The sequence below is a fragment of the Acinetobacter sp. YH16056_T genome, from assembly GCF_024605895.1.
In the GTDB taxonomy this organism is placed as follows: domain Bacteria; phylum Pseudomonadota; class Gammaproteobacteria; order Pseudomonadales; family Moraxellaceae; genus Acinetobacter; species Acinetobacter amyesii.
In genome coordinates this window covers 1,825,929-1,849,471 of the sequence record NZ_CP094545.1, presented here as the reverse complement: position 1 = coordinate 1,849,471, position 23,543 = coordinate 1,825,929, and the positions used below count along the sequence as shown (strand labels likewise).

Sequence of the window (23,543 nt, the reverse complement as noted above, 5' to 3'; positions counted from 1 at the left end):
TTTAAATCATCATTTAAAAAGCCCAGAGACTGCACTGGGCTTTTTATTTATCCCAATAGATAAATGACTAAATGAATAAGCGATGGCCCAAGCAATACCATAAATACTCCAGCAAGTACCATGCTCAAGCAGGCTGCAACACCTTCTTCTTTATGACGTGATAATGCTTTACTTGTACCAAATCCGTGTGCAGCATTGCCAAGAGCCGCACCTTGTGCAAAGCGTGAATGCAATTTAAGCCCAGCCAAAACTAGGTCAGCCATAGCCACGCCGGCAATCCCAGTAATCATGGTAAATAGAATCACCAATTCGACTGAACCTCCAATATTCGAGGTAAGTTCCATGGCAAAGGGCGTAGAAATGGAACGTGCCATTAAGCTATAAGACGTTTCTTGGTCAAACTGAAACAACTGTGCCAAATAAAAAGCACTGATAATTCCTGCTAACATGCCAATCACGATGCCTAAACTAATGCTCAGCGCATGCTGACGGATAATTTGTCGATATTCATAGATGGGAATAGCAAAGGCCACAGTGGCAGGGCCGAGCATCCATACAATCCATTGGCTTTCTTGCATATAGGTGTCATATGAAATATGAAAGCAAAGCATGAGTATAATCAGCACAAACGGGACGAATAGTGCAGGGGAAAGAACCATATACGGTAACTTACGATGTAGCTTTTTCGCCAAAATATAACCGATTAGGGTCAGGACGAAAAACAATACAGAGATGCTGTTCAACCCAAAATCGTTCATAAGGTTTTTCCTGCTGTGTTGACATCATGATCTGTCGCAGTTTGGTGTTTAGCTTTAAGTTTTGCCTCGAGTTTAAAGCCCCAATAAACCGTAAATGCTGTAAACACCATGACACAGACAGTACCCAGTACCACGGCTAAAATTAACTGCCAGCCAGAGCTGAGTAATAAATCTTGATATTTAATTAACCCAACCACACAGGGGATAAAGAATAAAACCAGTTCAGCCAAAATAAAATCTGAGCCTTGTTTGACCCATTGCATTTTAAATAAACCACTCAATAATGCGGCTAATAGCAGCAATAGACCAATCACGCCAGCAGAGATCGGCAAGTTAAACCAAGATTGAATGCAAGATCCAATCCACCAGATCAATATCAATAAACTTAGCTGCGCTAAGGTCTTGAGAAACTGGGTAAATTTGGAAGAAGATTGTGGAAGCGTATCCATGAGACAACAGCAGAATAGGAGATGACGCTATTTTAAAAGTGCATACCCTGTATAATTATGAATAATTAATTATTAATTATGCCTATATGGAATAATAATGGACATTAAAAGCTTAAAAGTCTTTGTGACCATCGTACAAAAACAGAGTTTCAGTCATGCAGCAGAAGCGCTTTTTGTCACTCAGCCGACCATTAGTAAATTAATTCGTCAGTTAGAAGACGAGATCGGCGTACCCTTATTTCATAAAGGTGAAGCAGGGCGTAAAAGGGAAGCACAGCTCACCTATATGGGAGAGCAGATTTATCAGCATGCCTTAGTGATATTGAATGAACAACAACGGATGCTTGATACTGTCACCCAAGTTCGCGCCTTAAAACAAGGTAAATTGACCCTAGGTTTACCGCCATTGGCATCGGTGCTGTTTAGTCAGTTAATTGCGCTGTTTCATAAAAAATACCCGAATATTGAACTGAGCTTTTTTGAGGTAGGGGCGACGGGTATTGAAAGTGCCATTTTAAAAAAACAGGTCGATGTGGGGATTATTTTGGGTCACTTGAAACCGGTGTTAAGTGGTATTCCAGTGATGGAGTCACCTTTATGTTTATTATCTAAAAAAAACTCACAGTGGCGTAAGCGAAAAACCGTTTCGTTGATTGAATTAAAAGAAGAATCTTTTTTATTGTATGATGATACCTTCACACTCAATGACATCATTATACAGGCGGCAAACTACGTCGGATTTGAGCCCAATGTAGTGTGTAAAAGTAGCCAGTGGGACTTCATCGCCAAAATGGTAGATTCAAATGTCGGGATTGCACTCCTGCCTAAAATTTATTGTGAACAACTTGATGCGGCAAAATACCATATGGCTGAATTAGAAAATCCAAACCTAGACTGGAAACTCAGTATGGCCTGGAATACCACTGTTGCCATGAGTCCCGCAACGCGTGCATGGCTAGAAATCATTGAAGACAATAAAGACAAAATACATTTTTAGTTCATTCACAGATCAAGCCGATAAATAAATGATTGGAAATGAAGGTTGATTTATGATTTGTATATCAAAGATTATTGAAAAGGATTTTGCAAAATCAACAGGCATGAATTAAATTGGGTGTTGGTCGTTATTTTTGATGGTTCATAAAATGAAATGGGATGATATTGGTCAACAACCGTGTTCAATCGCTCGTGCGCTTTCAGTGCTAGGGGATCGTTGGACCATGTTGATTATCCGTAATGCATTTATGGGCATTCGACGTTTTGATGACTTTCAACAAAATCTCGGTGTGACGCGTCATGTGTTATCCGACCGATTAAAGCGTTTGGTTGAAGAGGGTATTTTAACCAAAGTTGCTTATGTCGAGCGTCAGGAACGTTTTGAATATCGACTGACGCAAAAAGGCTTAGACTTGTATCCAATCCTTCTAGCTATGACCCATTGGGCTGATCAATATATGGATCAGGGCTTAGGATCACCTGTTGAATATGTGCATCAGGCATGTGGGCAAAAATTTAAACCGGTTTTGGTGTGCTCATGTTGTGCTGAACCAATCCAAGCCAAACAGGTCAAACCGATATTTACCCAAGCCTATTACATCGCTCTCAACCAATTAAAACCTGCCTAAGCTGTTTTATGGCTTTCTTCAAGATGCTGATTTGCATCTATTTAGCCAAAATAGCCTAAGCGGTATTTAGATTGCTTTAAAATTACAAACAATTTGCAGGTTTAGGGATTCCCGCTAAACGACTTAAATGTCGAGCGACCAAACCCGTATTAAATTTGTCTTGTAACACCGCATTATTAATATCAGCGCTCACCGTTTTCATTAAAAATTTAATGAGTGGGCGAGTTGCCGGCGAGTGACCAAACTGTTGATAAAACTGTCGCACAGCTTTTAAAACTTCAAAATGCCAAGGGCTTAACTCAAGTTCTAAACTTTTAGCCAGTTCTTGGGCAACAGTTTCATTCCAAATAGTGTAATCCACCAAATGGCCATCTTGGTCTAATTCAAGATTCATATTCATTCCAAAAGAGAAGATTGTAGAAATGGATCGCTTTTACTCAATTTATTTGAGTGAAATACATCTTTTAAATCTCAGGCATAGATCAGCAAAAGCGGCATAGTCGATTACTTTCATATGACTATAATTCATAGTTTTACCTAAAATCTCAGCATCATTTTCAAGTACATAACATGTGCCAAATTGCTGAATTTGTTCATCTGCAATATGTAAGACTGCTTCACCCATCAAGATAATTGCATCTTCAGGGTTGATTAAACTGGCTAACTGCTGGATGTGCTGTAGGGTATTGGCATAGCTGGCTTGGACTAAATACAGCGTAGAATTTGACATCATCATTCCTCTTTTACCAATACAACACATGATCAAATTGTTGAATCAATTCAGTATTGAATTGAACAAACTCAAGTTCTTGTTCACTGTTGATTACAAATGGATGCTGTGAATTTTTTTGTTCAATATAAATCGGGGTGAGATCGTAAAACTCAAAGCTATCAACCATGTTGGAAGCGAGTTTAAACGCATGCTTGAGCTGACTAAACTCTTGTTCTGCTTGAAGTAAGCTTAGCGCAGCATCTTTGAGCAATACTTTAACGTCACAGCCGAAGGTTGCAAGCACCATGGTCGCAGAAAGACTTTCATGTACTTGTAAGCTTGCAAGATTTGCATGGGTTAAAACAACCAGTACAGATTTCACGTAATTTTCCTTTTCAATGCTACAAATGCGCGGCAATCAAAATACTTAGAATTGCAATAAACGGTCAGCAGCTTGTACGGCATCGGCGAGTTCGCCTAGGCCCACAAGTTCAAATTGCTCAGCTAGATTATGTTGCTGAATATTGTGACGCTGTGCATTTTCCTGATCTGTGATCCCACGTGCGAGAGCTGCACTTACGCAAACAGGTAAACGAATGCCGAGTTTTTGCCATTCACTACTGAGTTTGCGTTGATCATCTGGCACCCATTGCAGGGCATTTGCGACATTTACACCATCTTGATAGAAAAAAACCCGAAAGTTTTCGCCTTTTTGCTTCAGCGCTTGGGCAAGACCCAAAGCATGCCAAGCCAATATCGAAGTGGGTGAGGAGGTAATTAGTAATAGAGTACTCATCGAAATTCACTAAATGAATAAACGGTCTAGATCGACAGTTTGTTCTGAGTTCAGAAGAAAAAGCTAGTATACAATGATTTACTCAATGATCTGAATATTTGCACAGTTTTGCTTATTTAGGCAGCACTGCCATTGCAAATTTTTCTTCAAATAGAACGATTGGTATAACATTGGGTTTAATTTGGATTCAGCCTCGAGCCATCACTTTTTCATAAATAAACTCTACGGTTACATACTGAAAAATCTTTATATGAATAAAACGCAATTTTTGATTTTACAGAGTGCTATGATCTTTTCATTTTTTAAACCATCTCATGAATATAGAGAAATTTAATTTAAGTTTATTTAATTCAATCAATGCTTCGGACAATGCTTTAGATTTCACTATTTCTTTTGCCATATTTATTGCCAATGATCTATTTTATATCGTGATTCTTTTGATGTTTTTGGCTTGGTTTAAAGGCAGTTTTGACACCAAAAAACAAATCGTTAAAGCCACAGTTTTTACAATCGTCGCTTTTCTTATCAGCCAAGTGATTTCGAGTTTCTTTTACTATCCTAGACCCTTTGTCTTGGACGTCGGACGCACGATTATAGAACATTCACCGAATGGATCCTTCCCGAGTGATCACATGCTGTTTTTTAGCACGATTGCATTTTCTTATATATTTTCAAAGCAAAAAACCGTCGGCTATGTATTTCTCGCATTCGCTTTTCTTGTGGCGTGGTCGAGAGTCTATTTAGGTGTGCATTATCCAATGGATATGGCGGGCGCGTTGATCATCGCTGTTTTGCTTAATTTTGTCGGACTGTCTTTATGGCGAAGCTATGGTTTTCATTTGGTGAGCATGATATTAAAAGTTTACGAGTTCCTATTCTCAGCCATGATTAAAAAAGGCTATATCCGCTAAATTAAGTTGCTTAGATATTTGCGATTTCAAACGTTTGCTGCTGCTATAGTTACATTGCCAACATCTTGCCAGATGAATATTTCTGATGATTCATCTGGCGTTCACATCCAGATCCTATACCTCAAAAAATAGTCAGACTGCTCAATGCTATTTGCTCATTCGATAAGATCATCTCTAATATTTTGTTGCTGTGTAATATGTTTGCAGTGCGACTATTTTCAAATATCTTCTTCTAAACGCGTTCACTCAAATGCCACGAATAATTGTGATGTCTTCAAATTGGATCGCTAGCGAGGTCATTTGTCGTAAATCAAATACAGTTAATATCCATAACTGCAACACAGTCAAAATTCTAAAGCAGTAAGATAAAACTAGAATGCTCTTGCAGATTGTTCGGCTCATGAAAAATGCTGAGGCGAGGTTTAATAATTTTGATCTGTAGAAAAGTTGGTGACGACACCAAGATGATGCCGAAGAGTTGTAAAAGCTTGATAACTATAAGGAGTATCTAAACAATGATTTTAGTGACTGGTGGTTTAGGCTTTATAGGCTCACATATAGCCTTGAGTTTAATGGCTCAAGGTCAAGAAGTCATTATTGTGGATAATTTATCCAATGCAAATTTACAAACACTTGAACGACTAGAATTTATTTCAGGCATGTATGTACCTTTTGTCAAACTCGATATTCGAAATACTCCCGCACTCAATAAAGTATTTGAACAATATACCGTCGATGCTGTCATTCATACGGCAGGCTTTAAGTCATTGGAAGAATCCGTCCTTAAACCACTTGAATACTATAATGATAATGTCAGCTGTATCATGAGTTTGCTGCGTGCCATGCAGCGAACAGGTGTACGAACACTGATCCATTTATCAAGTTTGGCGGTATATGGTCAGTCTTCGGCAGAATTAACAGAAGACACAGAAATCAATTTTACCTATCCAAATCCCTATGTGAAATCTCAACAAATGGTGGAAGAAATTATACGGGATACGGCACGTACCGATAATGAGTGGAAAATTGCGATTTTGCGTTTAGGAAACGTCGCAGGTGCTTTCGAACATGCAGTTTTAGGTGAGTTTGTTGCGCCATTGCCAAAAAATATCGTGCCACTTTCGATGCAAGTCGGTGCTTTACAACGAGATTTTATTGAACTTCGCAAACAAGCCAAAACTGAAGATGGTACTGTGGAACGGAGTTTCTTGCATGTACTCGACTGTTGTAAGGCGGTGTGGCAATGTTTGCAATGGTTGTCGCAGCAACAATTTACTTGCGAGGCCTTTAATATTTCAGGTGAATTGGTTTCGATACAGCAACTGTTGGATACGCTTTCAGAAGTGACACAGGCGGAGATTAAGACGGTCGAATCTAGTTTTTACCCAAGCCATGAATATGACCAGCTTGGGGCAAGTACACAGAAAGCGAAAAGTACTTTTGATTGGCAGCCTGAACAAGATTTAAAGAAAATGCTAGAAGATGAATGGCGTTTCTATCAACAAACATTAAGAGGGAATTAACTCGTCTTGTTTTCGGTAAATTTAATCATCGTGCATGATTTTCTTTATAAAATCACGATAAAGATTATCAAATAAACCACTCATAATTGATAATGGTTATTATTTACAAGTCTAAACAAGTTACCTAAACTGTATTTATCAGCAGAGTTTGATTCTGCATAGACGTTCAAGTTTTATAGATAAGGATATGAGGTCATTTATGCAAACACGTATTGAACATGACACAATGGGCGATGTTGAAGTACCTAGCGATGCGATGTGGGGTGCACAAACACAGCGTAGTTTGCAAAACTTTAAAATTGGTGGTGAACGTTTACCACGTCCCATGATTCGTGCAATGGGTCTCGTTAAAAAATCAGCAGCGATTACTAACGCAGCATTGGGTCAAATCCCTCAGGAACTTTCTGGTTATATCGTCAATGCAGCCGAAGAAGTGATCTCAGGGCAGTGGGATGCACAATTTCCACTGGTAGTTTGGCAAACTGGTTCAGGTACGCAAAGTAACATGAACTGTAATGAGGTAATTGCCAATATTGCCAATCAAAAACTGGGTAATCCGTTGGGTTCACAAAAACCTGTCCATCCCAATGATCATGTCAATCGTGCTCAATCGACCAACGATTCATTCCCAACCGCAATTCATGTGGCTGCAAGTCTACAAATCAATGAGCTTTTAATTCCTGCTGTAACGAAACTTCGTAATACCTTAGAAGCGAAATCTAAAGAATTTAAAGATATTGTTAAAATTGGCCGTACACATTTACAGGACGCAACGCCTTTAACATTAGGCCAAGAGTTTAGTGGCTATGTTTCACAGCTCGATCATGGATTGAAGCGTTTAAATCAAGCTTTAGAAGGACTGTATGAATTACCACTAGGTGGTACGGCTGTGGGTACTGGTCTAAATGCACATCCTGAATATGCTGTAAAAGCAGCAGCAGAACTTGCGAAGCAAACGGGTCTACCATTTGTCACTGCGCCCAATAAATTTGAAGCACTTGCAGGACGTGATGCAGCTGTATTTGCGTCGGGTGCTTTAAAAACACTTGCTGCAAGTTTAAATAAAATCGCCAATGACGTGCGCTGGTTAGCCAGTGGTCCACGCTGTGGTTTTGGTGAGCTACGCATTCCAGAAAATGAACCAGGCTCAAGCATCATGCCAGGTAAGGTCAATCCAACTCAAAGTGAAGCCATGACGATGGTGGGTGCTCAAGTACTTGGAAATGACACAACCATTAATGTTGCCGGTGCATCGGGTAACTTTGAATTAAACGTGTTTATGCCTGTTATTGCCTTTAACCTATTGCAATCTATTCAACTCCTCGGCGATGCATGTAATAGCTTCAATGACCACTGTGCAGTAGGCATTGAACCAAACCGTGAAAAAATCGATCATTTCTTACATGATTCATTAATGTTAGTTACGGCGCTCAATCCAGTAATTGGTTATGAAAATGCTGCGAAAGTTGCTAAAACCGCATATAAAGAGGGCAAAACCTTAAAGCAAGTTGCGGTAGAACTCGGTTTAGTCACTGCAGAGCAATTTGATGAAGTGGTTCGTCCTGAGCAAATGGTTTCACCCAATACCAAATAAATTGTTTTGAGATCATTCATCTAGAGTGTTTGAAAATAAAAAGAGGGGCTGATTCATATTCAGCCTCTCTTTTTATTGGATATATGATTGAATTATTTTTCAACTAGTTATTGCCTAACACAGATTCTTTGGATTCATATTCATCTTGAAATGTATGTATAGAAACCAGACGATTTATTAAAAATAGGGGAACGAACAAAATGAAGAAAGGCCTGATGATGAAGCGAGTAATTCATTGGATTGGGCTTTGAATTCATTGGCACACTTGTTAAAATGCCTTTCTTTTTCTGTTTTCGTTGCTATTTGACATTTGTTTGAATAAATATTTGCAAGACAGTGTTTTATTTAAGGATTTCCCCCAATGCTCACCATCTATTTGACAGATGTCCAAAAGAACGTTCAATTTAAAGACTATCCGGGCGAGCATCCTGTTAAATTTGTTTTGAATTTTAAAAAGATTTTCCCAAGTGTTATGGAGCTTTTGCTACCAGTTTTGCCTGAGAATGAAAATCTAGAAGAAATGAGCTGGGAATCAACAACGACAGATTTTGAAAAATTTAAATTACTACTCAGTGGGTGGGGCGTAATTGAGCTACGTTTGAATGCTATTGCCCAATATAAAGACCGTGCTTATGCAGATAACTTGGTAAAAAAAGCACAGCAAAAACGTAAAGAATATAAAAAAGCACAGTCAAAATTACAAACTGTTGAACTTGATTATTTATTCATGCACGAAGTTCATGGTTTGATTGATGCAGAGTTGGTTGAGTTAGGTGAAAAATTCTATCTACCGACGTTACGTGAGCTTTGGAAAAACCAAGTGTCAGCGAATGTGCTAGAAGCAAAATTCTAAACTTCATAAGGTTTTAGTCGAAAAATCCTCCGCTTAGGAGGATTTTTTATATGCACATCAGAACTTCAGATTTACTGCGGCAAGTGACTGTTTCATAGTGCCCCATCAAGCAAGTGAAGCATTGATCCTAAACAATATCGTGAACGGTCATCCCTTCTAAATACTTAAAATATTTCTGCTTAAAGGCTTTTAGACTTAACCAGTCATTTGTAGAAGGTCGTCTAATTCGATGGTAGTAAACTTTGAGAATAATACAGCATCGGTTTCTTTTCTAGTAGTAAACACTACCGTGAATCACATGGTCTTTTAATGTGGGAGACAAGCTTCGCTTACTGCATTATCCCATGAGCAGCATACTGTGTAAGGTCGCGACGGTTGTATACTAGAATACCGTTATTCATCAATAAATAGCCCCTACAATCATGATTACAGTACTTCGAGTCTGTGAAGTATTGCTTTGCAAGGAAATGTACCATGCACCTGTTTGGATAACCTTGATGAGCTACTGCTTAATTAAATGCATTACACGCATATCAATTGATGGTCTGATTTTACTTGACCATTACAATGGCTAGTTTGCCAACAGACAGTACAACGACTAAATAAACTTAGCATCCACATAAATACAACCCATCTTGCTTGGTACTGATATAAGTAATATCCGTTGTATGCTTATATTTGCGTGCAACTTTATTCAGTAAACTTAGCTTTTTAAATATTCTTAGATTCTACAGACAGAACATTCATTCATACGATAATCAAGATCATGTATGTCATGGACATGATTGTGCGCCTAAATGAGTATGATGCTGCCAATGGATAGCTTTCAAATCATCATACATAAATAAATCTAACATTTTTCATGCATAGAAGCGTGAAGTGCTGACACCTAGATATTTGCAGGCAGAAGAGACTGCAGTGATTATTTTTAACTGATCGGTGATAGATTTAAGTAAGTATATCGTTGCTTTGAATACTTTCTTAGCTTTACGAGTATAGGGCTATGCTGGCAGCATGTCGAAAGACACAGCAAACTATTAGCGAAAGAGTCTCTCAAAGATGCTAAAACTTGAAAATCATAAATGCGGACATTAAAAAGCCCCCATGGTTAGGGGCTAGTCGTATCACTCGCGTGATACTCATATAAGGCTCATCTCATACTGTGTATATTAAAGCATAAAATTGAAAAAATGCTGAGTAAATTGACAGTTAAAACTTTGTTGTTTTAGGAAAAAGCGATCGCTATACTTTGCCATGAACATTTGTTCAATTCACTATAACCATAAAGAACTATATTGATGAAAGAATATAAAGTTGTTATCTATCAAGAAGGTATGCTGGGATCTTTGCTGCTTGGCTCTTCAAAAGTTGATCCTGTTAAATTCACTAATTTTTTAAATCAAAATGCACAGCAAGGTTGGGCGGTGATTACGATGGAAAAGGATATCCGTCGTATGCTGCTTTTTTGGAAGCGCGAAGCTTATGTAGTTGTTTTGGAGAGAGAAAAATGAAATACGGTGTCTTTAGTGCACTTATTATTTCAGTTTTATGGGGTTTATTAGCCATCGCTCAATTATGGTTTGAGTTGCTCAGTATCGAAGTATTTACCAAACTAACCGTCACAGTAGTGATCTTAGAAGCCATCATTATTATTGCAACATTGGTCATACGTGAGTATTTGACAGATAAAAAATTGAAAAAAGATGGCTATATAGATTAGAACACATAAATAGGGCAATTGAGTGCTGAACTCAATTGCCCTTAAATTTTAAAGTCATTTTATAGATTAGATCTATATTGACTCATTACTCAATCATCATGAGGTCAGCACTGCTGGCAGATTTTAATTGTCGTAGCGCAAAAATGGAGCGGGTATGGCGTATACCTTTCATAGAATATAAATTTTTACGTAAAAAACGCTCATAGTGTTCAGCATTTTTAACTGCAACTTTCACCAAATAATCATAATCGCCAGTGACTAAATGTGCTTCTACTACTTCTGGCATATTGGCTAAAGTTTCACTAAATTGATCTAAAATTTCATCGTCGTGACGTTCTAATGTAATTTCAATAAAGAATAATTCATTGATCCCAATCGATTTTGGGTTGATGTTGGCTGTATAGCCGTCGATAATTTTTAAATTTTCTAGACGCTTTAAGCGTGTCCAACACGGCGAAGAGGAGAGACCAACACGTTCAGAAAGCTGGGCTATGGTGAGTCGTCCATCTTCTCTTAATGCGGATAATATTAAACGATCAATTCTGTCGAGGTTGTGTCGTGCTTCACTCATGCCAAAATAGAATATAATTGAGAAAAAATAGTTATATCATTTTTTGCAATGGTCGGCTGAAGAAAATAAGTACACTTGGACGTTCAGTGCAGATTTTAAAGATAGAAAAATAAAATATGTAAGCTGTCAGGCAGGGTGATTGAATCTAAAAGTAGAAATTATTGTGCAGTCCATAAAAAGACCACTCAGCCGGATTACTGACTGAGTGGCAAAAACTTAAGCGTGTAACTGTTGTTCAATGATCGGCCATAGGTTTTGATGTGACGATTTAAACATCAACATATGTCCGATGGCTTTATGACCTGTTTCTTTCGGTTTTAACTCAATCATTTGAGTCGAAGCATTCGGGTATAAGCGCAGCAAGTCTTTGACATTGGCTTCCGTGGCGATTTCGTCATCAGAGCTCCATACGGCAGTGATCGGGCAGCTCACTTGTTGATGAAAATCATGCTGAACAGTTTTGCCTAAGGCATTGATGACATAACCGGGTTTGCTACAAAATTCAGCCCATTCACGAGCAACATCTTTTGGCAAATTTTCACCCATGCCAATTGCATTGGTCGGGCCATAGCCAATGGTATAGCGTGCAATCGGGAAGATCACATTAAACATCACTGGAGCTAAAAGTTTGGTACGACCTTTAAGTTTTTTTACATGACCTGTAGAGCCAGAAACAGCAACCACTTTAGCAACTTTGTCAAAATTTGGCACGATACCTAATAATTGTCCGCCTGCGCTATGACCGAGTAATATGACTTTAGGCGCTTGCGTTTTACTGATCAAGGCGTCGATTGCCGCAGGGATATCAAGCTGCCCCCATTGCACAATACTTGCTGTCGATTCTTTTAGAGGGCTGTGTAGCGACTCACCAATACCACGAAAATCAAAAACTAAAACGTCATAGCCTTGTTGGCTCAACCATGTTGCATAACTATTATAAAATTGATTGGTAATGCCTGTGGCTGGACAAATCAACACAGGTAAAACCTGTTTGAGCTCTGTCTGGTGCGGATAATAGCGCGCACTCAGTGGATAGCCGTCTTGGCAATGAATCGTGAGTTTTTCAGATGATGACATGATTCAAACTTTATGGATGTATTCCGATGTCACTAATTTAAACAAGTTCCAAAAAGAAACTTGAAAAGAGTATGACTCTAAAGTCATGTCATAATAGGTTAGAAGTAAGTATTATTGGAGAAGAAATACAGATAAAAATAATGCGTATAATTGAACAATGGATTTGAATTAAAAATGGATATATTTCAACTTTCAAGTGCAGTAAAAATTGCGATAGTTTTTAGTGGGATTTATTTATGGGTAGGTATGCTCACGGGGGTGTGGAAATATGCACAAATAAGACATTCTGAACTAGCACGTGCGCATTATTATGTCGATATAGCACATCGGAGTAGTTTGTTATACGCCCCAGCAACGCTCATTTTGGCGGTATTGGCCTATTTTTCAGCACTTCCACATACACTCAATTTACTCTTTGTAATCATCAATTTGTTCTTTTTTAGCTTTTCGATTTTAAGTTATGTACTGCATGGCTATTTAGCCGATACCACCAATCAATTTAAAGTCCCGCACGTCTTAGGCAAATGGCATTTACCTAAATGGATGATGAGTATGGCAATGCTTGGATTGGTGATAGGCGAGTTAATTGCAACACTCGGATTGCTCTTTGGAGTCATCGTTAAATTTTGGTTTTAAACAAAGCAATATCAATTAGAAATGGTTTGCATGAGATTGGAAGCTAATCAAGAACTAAAAGCTTTTAAAGTGCAGACGATGGCTATGTAGAAGAATTTATAAAACAAAATTTGAAGTTAAATAGAATCGAAAATTCATGAGAAAAGGCTGATGATTTTCTGGTTATTTTAGGGATTATTTGTATTGTTTTTTAAAATGGATTAAATAATCGAGAAGGTAGGGGTGGCATCTTTTCTTTTTTCAAGATGGATGATGCCTCATCCATCTTCTAACTTAAAATTCTGTTGATTTTTGCTTTCGATATTTGTGGTCAATGACTGCCCATAAATAAAAGGCCACCGAGACAATAAGCGCATAAGCAAAGTATTCAGGTCTTAAATTTCCTTGTATTAAGCCTTGAATAAGTAGTGTCAGCATGAGAGCAATAGTGGTGCTTGTATAGGTCACCATGTTCTTATTTGCCTTCAGAGCGTTAATGAAGAATTGCTTTTTGAAATGTACTGATAACATCTCCACCCCTCCGTGTTGTTGTTTCGCCAAAACCCATGATTTTGGTCAGGTTTGAACTACTGTTGTACTTCGAAACTAGAAGTATTTCAATAGCAAATGTCATTATTTTGTCATAAAACTATGTTAGATCATCATATAAGAATAATCATTTTATTCATATACTAAATATTATGAATCTAAAGGTGTTGACTAGTGAGTAAAATGGTCGATGCATAATATCTATGTATGAATAAGCAATATATATACCAACACGGGTATATCGGCTTTATGACACGAAACCGCCTAGCTTACAGTCTGAATCGGGCTTAATCATGGAGTTTGTGTACGGTGTATTTTGCAGAAAGTATTTGTATTTTAACTATTATTATATTTTGTAGCCAAAGGGCTGGCTTTTTTTCTCATCATGAAAATAAAACTTTATTTAAAAGTTCAATGACTTAGGATTATTGCGCTGTAGTAGGACAAATAAATGTCAGTTTGGGTAAAACTCGACAATTATTGGTCACAGGTAAAATCGTCATTCGGGTAAAACTCCGATTTTAGACAGGTCAAAAAAGGTTATTTTTTAACTTTGTCAATTACAGCAGCAATAATCAGCACAATCGCAGAAGGGATCAGCCATGCTAAATTTTGTTGAGCAAGCGGTAGATTGGCAATAAAGCTTGGAAGTGCATCTTCGAAACCAGCCACTTTTAAACCGTCAAAAATACCGAAAATAAACGCACATGCGGTAACAGGCGCAATAACTCTTGATGGTGAAATAAACCATTTAGAGCAGAAGCTAAGTAGGATAACTACAATCGCAGGTGGATAAATCGCACTTAAAACAGGTACTGAAACAGCAATGAGTTTGGTTAAACCTAAGTTTGAAATCAGCAGTGAGAAGCCAACTAAAATGAACACAAAAACTTTGTATGGAATTTTAGTCAATTCTGAGAAATATTCAGCACATGCGCAGGTCAAGCCTATCGCAGTCACCATACATGCAACAAAAATCATTGCGGATAGGAAATAAGCGCCCATATCACCAAATGCATGTTGTACATATGCATGCAGGATCACTGCACCATTTGTTGCATTTGGAGCAATATCATGGCTGCCCATACCGAGTTTGAACAAGCTGATATAAACCAGTGTAAGTCCAATACCAGAAATAATACTGGCAATGACAGCATACTTAGTGACGAGCTTACTATCCGTTACACCGCGTGAAGTAATGGCTTTTACGATCACGATACCAAAAACTAAAGCGCCTAAAGTATCCATGGTTAAATAACCATTGACCACACCTTCTGAAACTGGTGCAGCCACGTAATTACCAATAGCAGGTGGAATCACACCGGCAGGGATAAAGAACGCAGAGATACCCAGTACAATGAGACCTAAGATCTTGAGCGGTGAAAGGAAATAACCCACAGTATCCAAAATTTTGTTTGGATAAAGTGAAACAATGGTCACTAATGCAAAATAAATCACGCTATAAATTAGCAGACTGTTTGCGCCGTTACCAAAATAAGAAGAGAAACCAATTTCATATGAAACGGTAGCTGTACGAGGTGTTGCAAATAAAGGTCCAACAGCTAAGTAACACGCGACAGTAAGGATAATGCTGGCTGCTTTACCCAAAGGTGAACTTAAAACTTGAATAGAACCCTCAACACGCGACAAAGCAATAATCGTGATGACAGGTAGACCAACTGCGGTGATTAAGAAACCAAATGCAGCTAACCAAACATGTTCACCCGCTTGCTGTGCGACAATTGGTGGGAAAATAATGTTACCTGCACCAATAAACAGTGCAAAGGTCATAAAACCTAAGGCAACAATATCCCGTGTACGAAGACTTGTCATAAAGGGGAGATGAACTGTGAAAAAAGGCAATTTTAGTGCAATTAAGCTCGTTTTTGGAGCAAAATTTATAAATCGTATAGATAGTTTTTATAATACGAATCATGAATATATTGACAGATAAAATAATGTTTTATTTATATTTATGATAAATAAAAGAAATTTATTGTATATAAATTTTTTATAGAAATATGTTTAGCGATTAAGATTTATCAGATATAAATCAATTGTTCTAATTTTCAGCACTAAATAGGATGCTATAAGCCGAATAAATGCAGAAATATTGGCTGAATAAAACAAAAAAAATCTAAAAGGTCTATAATTCGGTGTATTCAAATTTGAGGATATTCAGATGAAAGCTTCCAAAATCACGATTAAAACCGAGCAAGATATTGAAAAATTACGCATTTCAGGTCGTTTAGCTGCTCAGGTTTTAGAGATGATCGGGGAGTATGTCAAGCCGGGCGTGACCACTGAATATCTAGACGATATCTGTAATGATTTTATCGTCAACACACTTAAAGTGATTCCTGCCAACGTTGGCTACTATGGCTATACCAAAACCACCTGTATTTCACCGAATGAAGTGGTTTGTCATGGTATTCCTTCGAAAGAAACTGTATTGAAAGATGGTGACATTATCAATATTGATGTTGCCATCATTAAAGATGGTTATTTTGGTGATACCAGTCGTATGTACTATGTGGGTGAAGTTTCACCTGCGGCTAAAAAGTTAGTCGAAACTACCTACGAGGCCATGGTTGCTGGGATTCATGCAGTTAAACCGGGAGCAACATTGGGAGATGTAGGTTATGCCATTCAACAAGTTGCTCATCGTGAAGGCTACAGCATTGTACGTGAATACTGTGGTCATGGGATTGGTAAGGTTTATCATGAGCAACCGAGCGTTTTACACTATGGTCAACCGGGTCAAGGTGTAATTCTAAAAAAAGGCATGGTCTTTACCATTGAGCCGATGATTAACAGCGGTAAAGCGCGAACTAAAGAGTTAAAAGATGGCTGGACAGTGATTACTGCAGACCGCTCTTTATCTGCACAGTGGGAGCATATGGTGGTTGTAACCGATAGTGGTTTTGAGTTGCTATCTCCATGGCCAGAAGGTACAGGTACATATCCTGCAATCTAAGCTAAATCGCGAATTTAATCCTGAATCTGCTGTATCTAAAGGATTGAAGTTAAATTAAATTGTACAAGTGTATATTTTTTGACTTTAGTCTAATAAGTTGTAGTGTGTATGAGCGTTATAGGTTTTAAGACTAAGAGGTTTTCTCTATAGCTTAATTTATAAGGTTTTGCTTATAACTCTGAAAATCAGTTAGAGCTATTAACGATTTAATAAAGATGTATTTTATTTATATAATATGATTACAGATTCTGCTGTAGTTTCTGATTTTACTTAGTTTTTAAGTTTTCGCTTACCCATCACATGGGTAAGCTTTTTTTTGCCTAAAATTTAGCGTGTTCATGTTGGCTGAGTTTTTCAACTAAATAATCAATGAAAACACGTACAGCCGGTAATAAGCCACGACGAGATGGATATACAGCATGGAAAATACCATGTGCAGCTTTCCATTCAGGTAATACATGAACCAAAGCACCTGATTTCACATGATCGGACACAATGCTATCGGGTAATAACACCACGCCACAATCTTGGCAGGCTAGTGCAGCTAACATCGATAGGTCAGAACCCATCACGGTTGGGTTAACTTTGATTTTTTTCTGATGATGCTGTGCATCGGTCACAATAATATGTTGATCGAGATGCTCATCCGCCATACTTAAGATTTGATGCTGTGATAAATCTTCAGGTTGTTTGAGTTCGCCAAATTTATTCAGATAGGCCTGACTGGCAAATAAGTGCTGCTCAATCGTTTCAAATTTACGAATAACTAAATTCGGGTCATCGTCTAGATTTGAACGTACACGTAGCGCAAGATCGAAGCCTTCATTAATGATATCTACGCGGCGATTGGTCACCATCATTTGCACTTTAATTTCTGGGTATTGCTTTAAAAATTCAGGCAAAATTTTGGTCATTTCATTTTGCGCGATGGAAACCGGTAAGCTGACTTTAATTAAGCCGCGCGGCTGCGTACTGAGATGATCAACCAAATCGTGTGCGGCTTGAGCGGCATTCATCATGACTTGTGCATGGCGATAGATATTCATACCAATATCTGTAACAGCAAAATGTCGTGAGCTACGTTGAATCAGGCGGACACCTAAACGTTCTTCTAAGTTATAGACCCGACGACTCAGTTTTGATTTTGGAATATCTGTTGCACGTTCTGCTGCACTAAAACCACCATGCTCGACCACTTGGGCAAAACAATAAAAATCATCTAGATCACTCAGCACTGTTCTTATTCCATATTTGCAACGATTTAGCTAATTAACTTGAATTGTTTCATGAAGTCAATCACGTTTTGTAGTTTTTCATGTGAGAAAGTTGAGCAAAATTGCCAAGACTAAAGTCGGGTTAACCTTGTAATCGTTTCACATTAGCATGACCAAACAATAAATGTGGTGTATATATCTTTTAAATAACCGAATTTGAAGGATGTGATTTGAGTGTCGTCCTGATATATTCAAATACAAGACCATTATGAAAGAAATTCGACATTAAAGGACAATGTCATGGAATTAAGACATTTACGTTACTTTGTCGCCGTTGTAGAAGAACAGAGTTTTACGAAGGCTGCTGAAAAGCTATTTATTGCTCAACCTCCTTTAAGTCGTCAAATTCAAAATTTAGAAGAAGAGTTGGGTGCACAGCTTTTTGAGCGTGGCAGCCGTCCTTTAAGAACCACCACCATCGGCCGTTTCTTTTATCAGCAAGCCGTGAAATTACTCTCCAATGCAGAAGAGATTAAGCTCATTACGCAGCGGGCCAGTGCCACTGAACGTACTATTAATATTGGCTATGGCGGTTCGTTACTCTGTGGTTTATTACCTCGAATTGTTTATTTGTTCCGCCAGCAATACCCACACTTAAATGTAAATTTAATCGAACTGAGTGCAGTTGATCAGATTCAGGCATTAAAAGAAGGTCGGGTTGATGCATGTTTTAGCCGAGTTCGTGTGTCGGATCAGGCGGTTAAACGTGTGCTATTGCGTGAAGAGCCGCTAATTGTTGCGGTGCATTCGAGCCATCCTTTATCTTCACAGCAGCAGATTGCATTAAATAATCTCAAAGATGAGCAGATTTTTATCTATCCAGCAACGGATGGTCAAAGTTATGCAACGCTGATCAAGTCGTTGTTTTTAGAATACGGTATGGAGCCGAAACGCTTTAACACCCAAGCAGATTTGCAGCAATCACTAGGCATGGTTGCAGCAGGCGAAGGTATTTGTATTGTTCCTGAATCTGTACAAATTATGCAGTTTAGGCATGTGAATTATGTGAAATTATCGGATAGTGCGGCCATTAGCCAAATTTACTTGATCGTGCGGAATGATGATGAAGGGGAGTTGGCGCGTCCTTTATTTGACTGCGTTTACCAAGTATATGATTTGGAAGCAATTGAATACGATCGTCGGGTTTTCTAGTGCTTATTTTAAAAAGTAATAATAACGTTAAATTTGAAATTCAATTTTGAAGCAAACGTTTAAGTAACACCTTTCTGCATAAAACATAGGCTCATTCTTGAAAGTATTGAGCCTATTTTTTTATTCAGTCTTATTAGAGCGCTTGTTTTAAAAACTTGGTGATTTCACGGCTGAATTTGACCGGTTCACTGAGCAATGGCGTGTGTCCCGATTTTTTAAAAATAATCTGCTCTGCATTGGCTAGGCTGTCAGCAATAATTTTTTGACCTTGGGCAGGATAGAGGATCGATTTTGCCCCTGTGAAAAAAGTCGTCGGAGCGGTGAGTGCTGCAATGGCTTCACGATAATCTTCAGTATGGTTCAAATAATTTTGAATATACCAATATAAATAGGCCACACTTTGTGATGGTAACATCAGCTTCTGTAAAGTTGGTTGTTGGTATGCGAAACGGAAAGCGGATAATGCATAAGGATTGCTATTTTGTAAGTCTATGAATCTTAACCAAGCGTCGACCAGACCTTGACGGTCATGTTTATTCATCTGCTGTGCAAATGGCACGGAGAGGTTAGTTGCAAGTACCTTCGAGATGTCTTCTAAAATACTTAAAAACTCAGTGTGACGTTTGCCATATAAACCATATTGCCAATCTTCATCTACTCTAATTTTAGGCGTTTGATCGATGTGCAAATAACGTTTAATTTTTTCGGCAAACTGACCGTATTTTAAACCGTGCATGGTGGTCGTTGCCCCCATGGAGTAGGCAATCACCGTGAGTTTATCGTAACCGAGCTGGGAAACTAAGCTGTCAATATCTCGCCAATGGCTTGAAATGGTGTCCATATTTGGAATTTGACAAAGTTTAGAGCCGCCAAATCCACGCCAGTCTGGAATGATAAATTTAAAATGCTTTCGGTGTTGATATAGAAAAGGGTGCCATTGCCAACTTTGCATGCCCAGTCCAGATAAAACCAGAATGGGTTCTCCTTGACCATATTCACGAACATACAGTTGTTGCTGATCGGGCATTGTATAGTGTGGCATGCGGCTTCCTATTTATTTTTTGTTTTAGCGATTAAACTTATGTAACTGTGGAATGATGGTTTCAAGCCATTTGATCCAACCGATTTCCAAATCAATCCCAAGCTGTAAAATCATTTTATGAATGTACAAAGTACGGTCTTCATCATGCGCATGTGCAAAGTCTTTTGCAAAAATAGACTGGTACACTTTTAGTTTTTCTTTGTGAATTTCAAGATGGCGCTCTAATTCGGGTAATACGCCATTTGTACCCAGCTGAGCTTCTGCACGTAAACGAACCATCAACTCTTCACGTAATTGAGCCGGAGGGCTTTGCTCAACCATCCAATTGGCTAATTCAACACGTCCAAGTTGTTCAACTTGGTAGGTTTTTTTACGGGTTGTGCTGTGCTCATCTTCAATAGTGCTGATCCAGCCTTTTTGCTGCATACCACTGAGTTCACGGTAGATTTGCTGATGTGTTGCATTCCAAAAAAAGCCCATAGAGCGGTCAAAACGGCGTGCAAGGTCAATTCCTGTACTCGGTTTTTCAAGTAAGCTCGTGAGTAAAACATGGGCTAAAGACATATATGGCTCAGTCAAAATAGTTTTGTACTTTTTATTATGCAACATGTTGCATAAAAATCAAATCTCGCATATAAATTAGTGCAACAAGTTGCAAAAATCTTGTATGCGTAGATGGAAAGAGAAAGCTCGTATACAAGCGAAGATAAAAATAGCCAGCTTTTCAGCACGCTAAGGAGAAAAAATGTCAAATTATCCAAATTTATTGGCACCACTAGATTTAGGTTTTACAACGCTAAAGAACCGTGTATTGATGGGTTCTATGCATATCGGTCTGGAAGAAGCACCGGGTGGCTATGAACGCATGGCAGCTTTTTATGCAGAGCGTGCGAAAGGCGGTGTAGGTTTGATTGTAACCGGTGGTATTTCTCCCAATGATGATGGTGTGACATTTGCTGGTGGTTCAAAATTAGACTCTTTAGAAGAAGCAGAAAAGCATAAAGTAATTACGCAGGCGGTACATGATGCTGGCGGTAAAATTGCGATGCAGATTTTGCATACAGGTCGTTATTCGTATCAGGCCAATAATGTTGCACCTTCTTCAATTCAAGCACCAATTAACCCAGTAAAACCACAAGCTTTAAGCACAGCAGACGTCGAACGCACGATCAATGACTTTGCTAGATGTGCTCAGTTAGCACAGACAGCGGGTTATGACGGTGTAGAAGTCATGGGGTCAGAAGGTTATTTAATTAATGAGTTTATTGCTGCACGTACCAACCACCGTGATGACGAATGGGGCGGCAGTTATGAAAACCGTATTCGTTTTCCAATTGAGATCGTGCGTCGTACGCGTGAATTAATTGGTGAAAATTTTATTATTATTTATCGTCTTTCTATGTTGGATTTGGTTGAGGGTGGGTCGACTTTTGAAGAAGTTGTGCAACTTGCAAAAGCCATTGAAAAAGCCGGTGCAACTATTATCAATACCGGTATTGGCTGGCACGAAGCACGTATTCCGACCATTGCAACCAAAGTGCCACGTGCTGCATTTACATGGGTGACCAAGAAATTAAAAGGTCTTGTGAATGTTCCTTTAATCACCTCAAACCGTATCAATACTCCTGAAATGGCTGAGCACGTACTTGCTTCGGGTGATGCAGATATGGTGTCCATGGCACGTCCAATGCTGGCTGACCCACGTTTTGTGGAAAAAGCAGAACAAGGTCGTAGTGATGAAATTAATACCTGTATCGGTTGCAACCAAGCCTGCCTAGATCATATTTTCTCAATGAAAATTGCAACATGTTTGGTTAACCCTCAAGCTTGCTATGAAACTGAACTGATTTTTAAAGAATCTGCACAGGTGAAAAATATTGCTGTGATTGGTGCGGGACCTGCAGGTTTAAGCTTTGCAACTTATGCTGCAGAGCGTGGTCATAACATAACTATTTTTGAAGCATCGAGCCAAATTGGTGGGCAGTTTAATATTGCGAAAACGATTCCTGGTAAAGAAGAGTTTTATGAAACGCTGCGTTATTTCAGACGTAAAATAGAACTATTACCTCAGATTAAATTGGTACTGAACCATACGGCAACTTATGAAGAGTTAGCACAGTCTGATTTTGATGACATCGTGGTGGCGACGGGTGTTACACCGCGTCAGTTAGATATAGATGGTATTGATCATCCAAAAGTATTGAGCTATTTACAGGTTTTACGTGAACGTCACCCTGTGGGCAAACGTGTAGCGATCATTGGTGCAGGCGGTATTGGTTTCGATACGGCTGAATATTTAACGCATGAAGGTGAAAGCGGTAGCCTCAATCCTGAGAAATTTTATGATGAATGGGGTATTGATACCACTTATGCGCAAGTCGGTGGCTTGAAACATCCAGACGTCGAAGAATCGCCGCGTGAAGTGTATTTATTGCAACGTAAGGCTAAATCGGTTGGTGCTGGCTTAGGTAAAACCACGGGTTGGATTCACCGTACAGGTTTGAAACACCGCGATGTGAAAATGATTGCGGGTGCAAGCTACGACAAAATTGATGATCAAGGTTTGCATATTACCGTTGATGGTCAATCACGTATTTTAGATGTTGATCATGTGGTGATTTGTGCAGGTCAGGAATCCTATACCGCGATGTATGAACAGCTACAAGCAGATGGCAAAAATGTGCATTTGATTGGAGGTGCGAAAGAAGCCGGTGAGTTGGATGCTAAACGTGCCATTCGTCAAGGTGCAGATTTGGCTGCGGTGATTTAATCAGCCTCATACTAAACCACGACAACTTCATTCAATTTAATATGCAGTTGTCGTGCTTCCTCTCCATTTGGGAGAGGAGTTTGAGGAAAGGGAAATGATTCATCAAAAAAAAGGACATAAACATGACTATTGAAACAACAAAAAAATCTGTTGCACGTTGGCACGAAATGCTTAACACACGGGATATGAATATTTTAAATGAACTCTTGGCAGAAGATGTGGTGTTTCGTTCACCTGTCGCGTTTAACCCATATCCAGGTAAGCCTGTAGTAACTTTTATTTTGACCAATGTGATTCAAATTTTTGAAAATTTTACCTATCACCGTGAGTTCTATACAGAAGATGGCTTGAACGTAGTTCTTGAGTTTTCTGCCAATGTTGGCGAGAAAAAGTTAAAAGGGATCGACATGATTCAGTTTAATGAACAAGGTCAGATGATTGATTTTGAAGTCATGCTTCGTCCAAAAAGTGGCTTAGAAGCATTGGCTGCAAAAATGGGTGAGCGCATTATGCAATATCAGCCTTAAATCTGCTGATTTTAAATGCTCATCACAGAATGATAAAAAGCATGATGG

26 protein-coding genes and 1 pseudogene are annotated in these 23,543 nt (G+C 38.7%); 13 read left to right on the top strand and 14 right to left on the bottom strand.

The window, feature by feature from the left end:
• Window positions 1-47: 47 nt before the first annotated feature.
• Both MST17_RS09145 and MST17_RS09140 read right to left on the bottom strand, forming a co-directional pair.
• Window positions 48-758 carry an LrgB family protein gene (locus MST17_RS09145; RefSeq protein WP_180026276.1) on the bottom strand — a complete coding sequence of 237 codons (711 nt, stop codon included), beginning with the start codon at window positions 756-758 and terminating at the stop codon, window positions 48-50.
• Window positions 755-1,207 (bottom strand): CidA/LrgA family protein, encoded by a 453-nt coding sequence (locus MST17_RS09140; RefSeq protein WP_180011411.1) that lies wholly within the window; start codon window positions 1,205-1,207, stop codon window positions 755-757. The genes MST17_RS09145 and MST17_RS09140 overlap by 4 nt, the downstream gene beginning before the upstream one ends.
• A gap of 97 nt (window positions 1,208-1,304) precedes the next feature.
• On the opposite strand from MST17_RS09140, the gene MST17_RS09135 reads away from it, so the two are divergent.
• Complete coding sequence (locus tag MST17_RS09135; protein WP_180007851.1) at window positions 1,305-2,204, top strand: LysR family transcriptional regulator; 900 nt, start codon at window positions 1,305-1,307, stop codon at window positions 2,202-2,204.
• A 148-nt stretch (window positions 2,205-2,352) separates the two neighbouring features.
• Complete coding sequence (locus tag MST17_RS09130) at window positions 2,353-2,832, top strand: helix-turn-helix domain-containing protein (RefSeq protein ID WP_078191046.1); 480 nt, start codon at window positions 2,353-2,355, stop codon at window positions 2,830-2,832.
• Window positions 2,833-2,914: 82 nt separating this feature from the next.
• On the opposite strand, the gene MST17_RS09125 is transcribed toward MST17_RS09130, so the two are convergent.
• Genes MST17_RS09125 through tusD form a run of 4 tightly spaced genes read right to left on the bottom strand, consistent with a single transcriptional unit; the run spans window position 2,915 to window position 4,340 of the window.
• Window positions 2,915-3,226 (bottom strand): TusE/DsrC/DsvC family sulfur relay protein, encoded by a 312-nt coding sequence (locus MST17_RS09125; protein ID WP_180026275.1) that lies wholly within the window; start codon window positions 3,224-3,226, stop codon window positions 2,915-2,917.
• A gap of 48 nt (window positions 3,227-3,274) precedes the next feature.
• On the bottom strand, window positions 3,275-3,562 hold the full coding sequence (locus tag MST17_RS09120) for a DsrH/TusB family sulfur metabolism protein (protein WP_111884336.1): 288 nt from the start codon (window positions 3,560-3,562) through the stop codon (window positions 3,275-3,277).
• Between the two features lie 13 nt (window positions 3,563-3,575).
• Window positions 3,576-3,926, bottom strand: coding sequence for a hypothetical protein (locus MST17_RS09115; RefSeq protein WP_078193833.1), 351 nt, complete (start codon window positions 3,924-3,926; stop codon window positions 3,576-3,578).
• A gap of 45 nt (window positions 3,927-3,971) precedes the next feature.
• Window positions 3,972-4,340: a sulfurtransferase complex subunit TusD gene (gene tusD, locus MST17_RS09110; protein WP_078190984.1), complete on the bottom strand. Its 369-nt coding sequence runs from the start codon at window positions 4,338-4,340 to the stop codon at window positions 3,972-3,974.
• 314 nt (window positions 4,341-4,654) lie between these two features.
• Between tusD and MST17_RS09105 the strand changes: the two genes are divergently transcribed.
• The 4 genes from MST17_RS09105 (at window position 4,655) to MST17_RS09090 (ending at window position 9,221) form a co-directional block, all read left to right on the top strand.
• A complete protein-coding gene (locus MST17_RS09105; RefSeq protein ID WP_180026274.1) occupies window positions 4,655-5,251 on the top strand; it encodes a phosphatase PAP2 family protein in 597 nt (198 codons plus the stop codon).
• A gap of 515 nt (window positions 5,252-5,766) precedes the next feature.
• The gene (locus MST17_RS09100; protein WP_180026273.1) at window positions 5,767-6,774 is read left to right on the top strand and encodes an SDR family NAD(P)-dependent oxidoreductase; all 1,008 of its coding nucleotides are present in this window, start codon (window positions 5,767-5,769) and stop codon (window positions 6,772-6,774) included.
• A gap of 199 nt (window positions 6,775-6,973) precedes the next feature.
• On the top strand, window positions 6,974-8,368 hold the full coding sequence (fumC, locus tag MST17_RS09095) for a class II fumarate hydratase (RefSeq protein ID WP_180026272.1): 1,395 nt from the start codon (window positions 6,974-6,976) through the stop codon (window positions 8,366-8,368).
• Window positions 8,369-8,729: 361 nt separating this feature from the next.
• On the top strand, window positions 8,730-9,221 hold the full coding sequence (locus MST17_RS09090; RefSeq protein WP_078193829.1) for a hypothetical protein: 492 nt from the start codon (window positions 8,730-8,732) through the stop codon (window positions 9,219-9,221).
• A gap of 127 nt (window positions 9,222-9,348) precedes the next feature.
• Here MST17_RS09090 and MST17_RS17215 read toward each other — a convergent pair.
• Window positions 9,349-10,135, bottom strand: a pseudogene (locus MST17_RS17215) (IS3 family transposase); the annotation flags it as partial.
• Between the two features lie 384 nt (window positions 10,136-10,519).
• Here MST17_RS17215 and MST17_RS09085 point away from each other — a divergent pair.
• Together MST17_RS09085 and MST17_RS09080 are read left to right on the top strand one after the other, a co-directional pair.
• Window positions 10,520-10,732, top strand: coding sequence for a DUF4177 domain-containing protein (locus MST17_RS09085; protein WP_078193931.1), 213 nt, complete (start codon window positions 10,520-10,522; stop codon window positions 10,730-10,732).
• A complete protein-coding gene (locus MST17_RS09080) occupies window positions 10,729-10,941 on the top strand; it encodes a hypothetical protein (RefSeq protein ID WP_180011282.1) in 213 nt (70 codons plus the stop codon). The genes MST17_RS09085 and MST17_RS09080 overlap by 4 nt, the downstream gene beginning before the upstream one ends.
• Before the next feature lie 85 nt (window positions 10,942-11,026).
• On the opposite strand, the gene MST17_RS09075 is transcribed toward MST17_RS09080, so the two are convergent.
• The gene (locus MST17_RS09075; protein ID WP_078188537.1) at window positions 11,027-11,512 is read right to left on the bottom strand and encodes an Lrp/AsnC family transcriptional regulator; all 486 of its coding nucleotides are present in this window, start codon (window positions 11,510-11,512) and stop codon (window positions 11,027-11,029) included.
• A 216-nt stretch (window positions 11,513-11,728) separates the two neighbouring features.
• A complete protein-coding gene (locus MST17_RS09070) occupies window positions 11,729-12,589 on the bottom strand; it encodes an alpha/beta fold hydrolase (protein ID WP_180026271.1) in 861 nt (286 codons plus the stop codon).
• 174 nt (window positions 12,590-12,763) lie between these two features.
• Between MST17_RS09070 and MST17_RS09065 the strand changes: the two genes are divergently transcribed.
• Window positions 12,764-13,225, top strand: coding sequence for a hypothetical protein (locus MST17_RS09065; RefSeq protein WP_180026270.1), 462 nt, complete (start codon window positions 12,764-12,766; stop codon window positions 13,223-13,225).
• 273 nt (window positions 13,226-13,498) lie between these two features.
• Here MST17_RS09065 and MST17_RS09060 read toward each other — a convergent pair whose 3' ends face one another.
• Both MST17_RS09060 and brnQ read right to left on the bottom strand, forming a co-directional pair.
• Window positions 13,499-13,735 (bottom strand): hypothetical protein, encoded by a 237-nt coding sequence (locus MST17_RS09060; RefSeq protein ID WP_078188534.1) that lies wholly within the window; start codon window positions 13,733-13,735, stop codon window positions 13,499-13,501.
• A 558-nt stretch (window positions 13,736-14,293) separates the two neighbouring features.
• A complete protein-coding gene (gene brnQ, locus MST17_RS09055; protein ID WP_180026269.1) occupies window positions 14,294-15,586 on the bottom strand; it encodes a branched-chain amino acid transport system II carrier protein in 1,293 nt (430 codons plus the stop codon).
• A gap of 349 nt (window positions 15,587-15,935) precedes the next feature.
• Here brnQ and map point away from each other — a divergent pair, with 349 nt between their 5' ends.
• Window positions 15,936-16,730: a type I methionyl aminopeptidase gene (gene map / locus MST17_RS09050; RefSeq protein WP_168378636.1), complete on the top strand. Its 795-nt coding sequence runs from the start codon at window positions 15,936-15,938 to the stop codon at window positions 16,728-16,730.
• A gap of 320 nt (window positions 16,731-17,050) precedes the next feature.
• On the opposite strand, the gene MST17_RS09045 is transcribed toward map, so the two are convergent.
• Window positions 17,051-17,965 carry a LysR substrate-binding domain-containing protein gene (locus MST17_RS09045; protein ID WP_180011275.1) on the bottom strand — a complete coding sequence of 305 codons (915 nt, stop codon included), beginning with the start codon at window positions 17,963-17,965 and terminating at the stop codon, window positions 17,051-17,053.
• 279 nt (window positions 17,966-18,244) lie between these two features.
• Here MST17_RS09045 and MST17_RS09040 point away from each other — a divergent pair, with 279 nt between their 5' ends.
• Window positions 18,245-19,156, top strand: a complete 912-nt coding sequence (locus MST17_RS09040; protein ID WP_078188530.1) for a LysR family transcriptional regulator — start codon at window positions 18,245-18,247, stop codon at window positions 19,154-19,156.
• Window positions 19,157-19,289: 133 nt separating this feature from the next.
• Here MST17_RS09040 and MST17_RS09035 read toward each other — a convergent pair whose 3' ends face one another.
• Together MST17_RS09035 and MST17_RS09030 are read right to left on the bottom strand one after the other, a co-directional pair.
• A complete protein-coding gene (locus tag MST17_RS09035) occupies window positions 19,290-20,198 on the bottom strand; it encodes an alpha/beta fold hydrolase (RefSeq protein ID WP_180026268.1) in 909 nt (302 codons plus the stop codon).
• Window positions 20,199-20,222: 24 nt separating this feature from the next.
• Window positions 20,223-20,762, bottom strand: a complete 540-nt coding sequence (locus MST17_RS09030) for a PadR family transcriptional regulator (protein ID WP_180022122.1) — start codon at window positions 20,760-20,762, stop codon at window positions 20,223-20,225.
• A 181-nt stretch (window positions 20,763-20,943) separates the two neighbouring features.
• Here MST17_RS09030 and MST17_RS09025 point away from each other — a divergent pair, with 181 nt between their 5' ends.
• Together MST17_RS09025 and MST17_RS09020 are read left to right on the top strand one after the other, a co-directional pair.
• A complete protein-coding gene (locus MST17_RS09025) occupies window positions 20,944-22,968 on the top strand; it encodes an NADPH-dependent 2,4-dienoyl-CoA reductase (protein WP_180026267.1) in 2,025 nt (674 codons plus the stop codon).
• Window positions 22,969-23,090: 122 nt separating this feature from the next.
• Window positions 23,091-23,495: a nuclear transport factor 2 family protein gene (locus tag MST17_RS09020; protein ID WP_180026266.1), complete on the top strand. Its 405-nt coding sequence runs from the start codon at window positions 23,091-23,093 to the stop codon at window positions 23,493-23,495.
• Window positions 23,496-23,543: the final 48 nt, after the last annotated feature.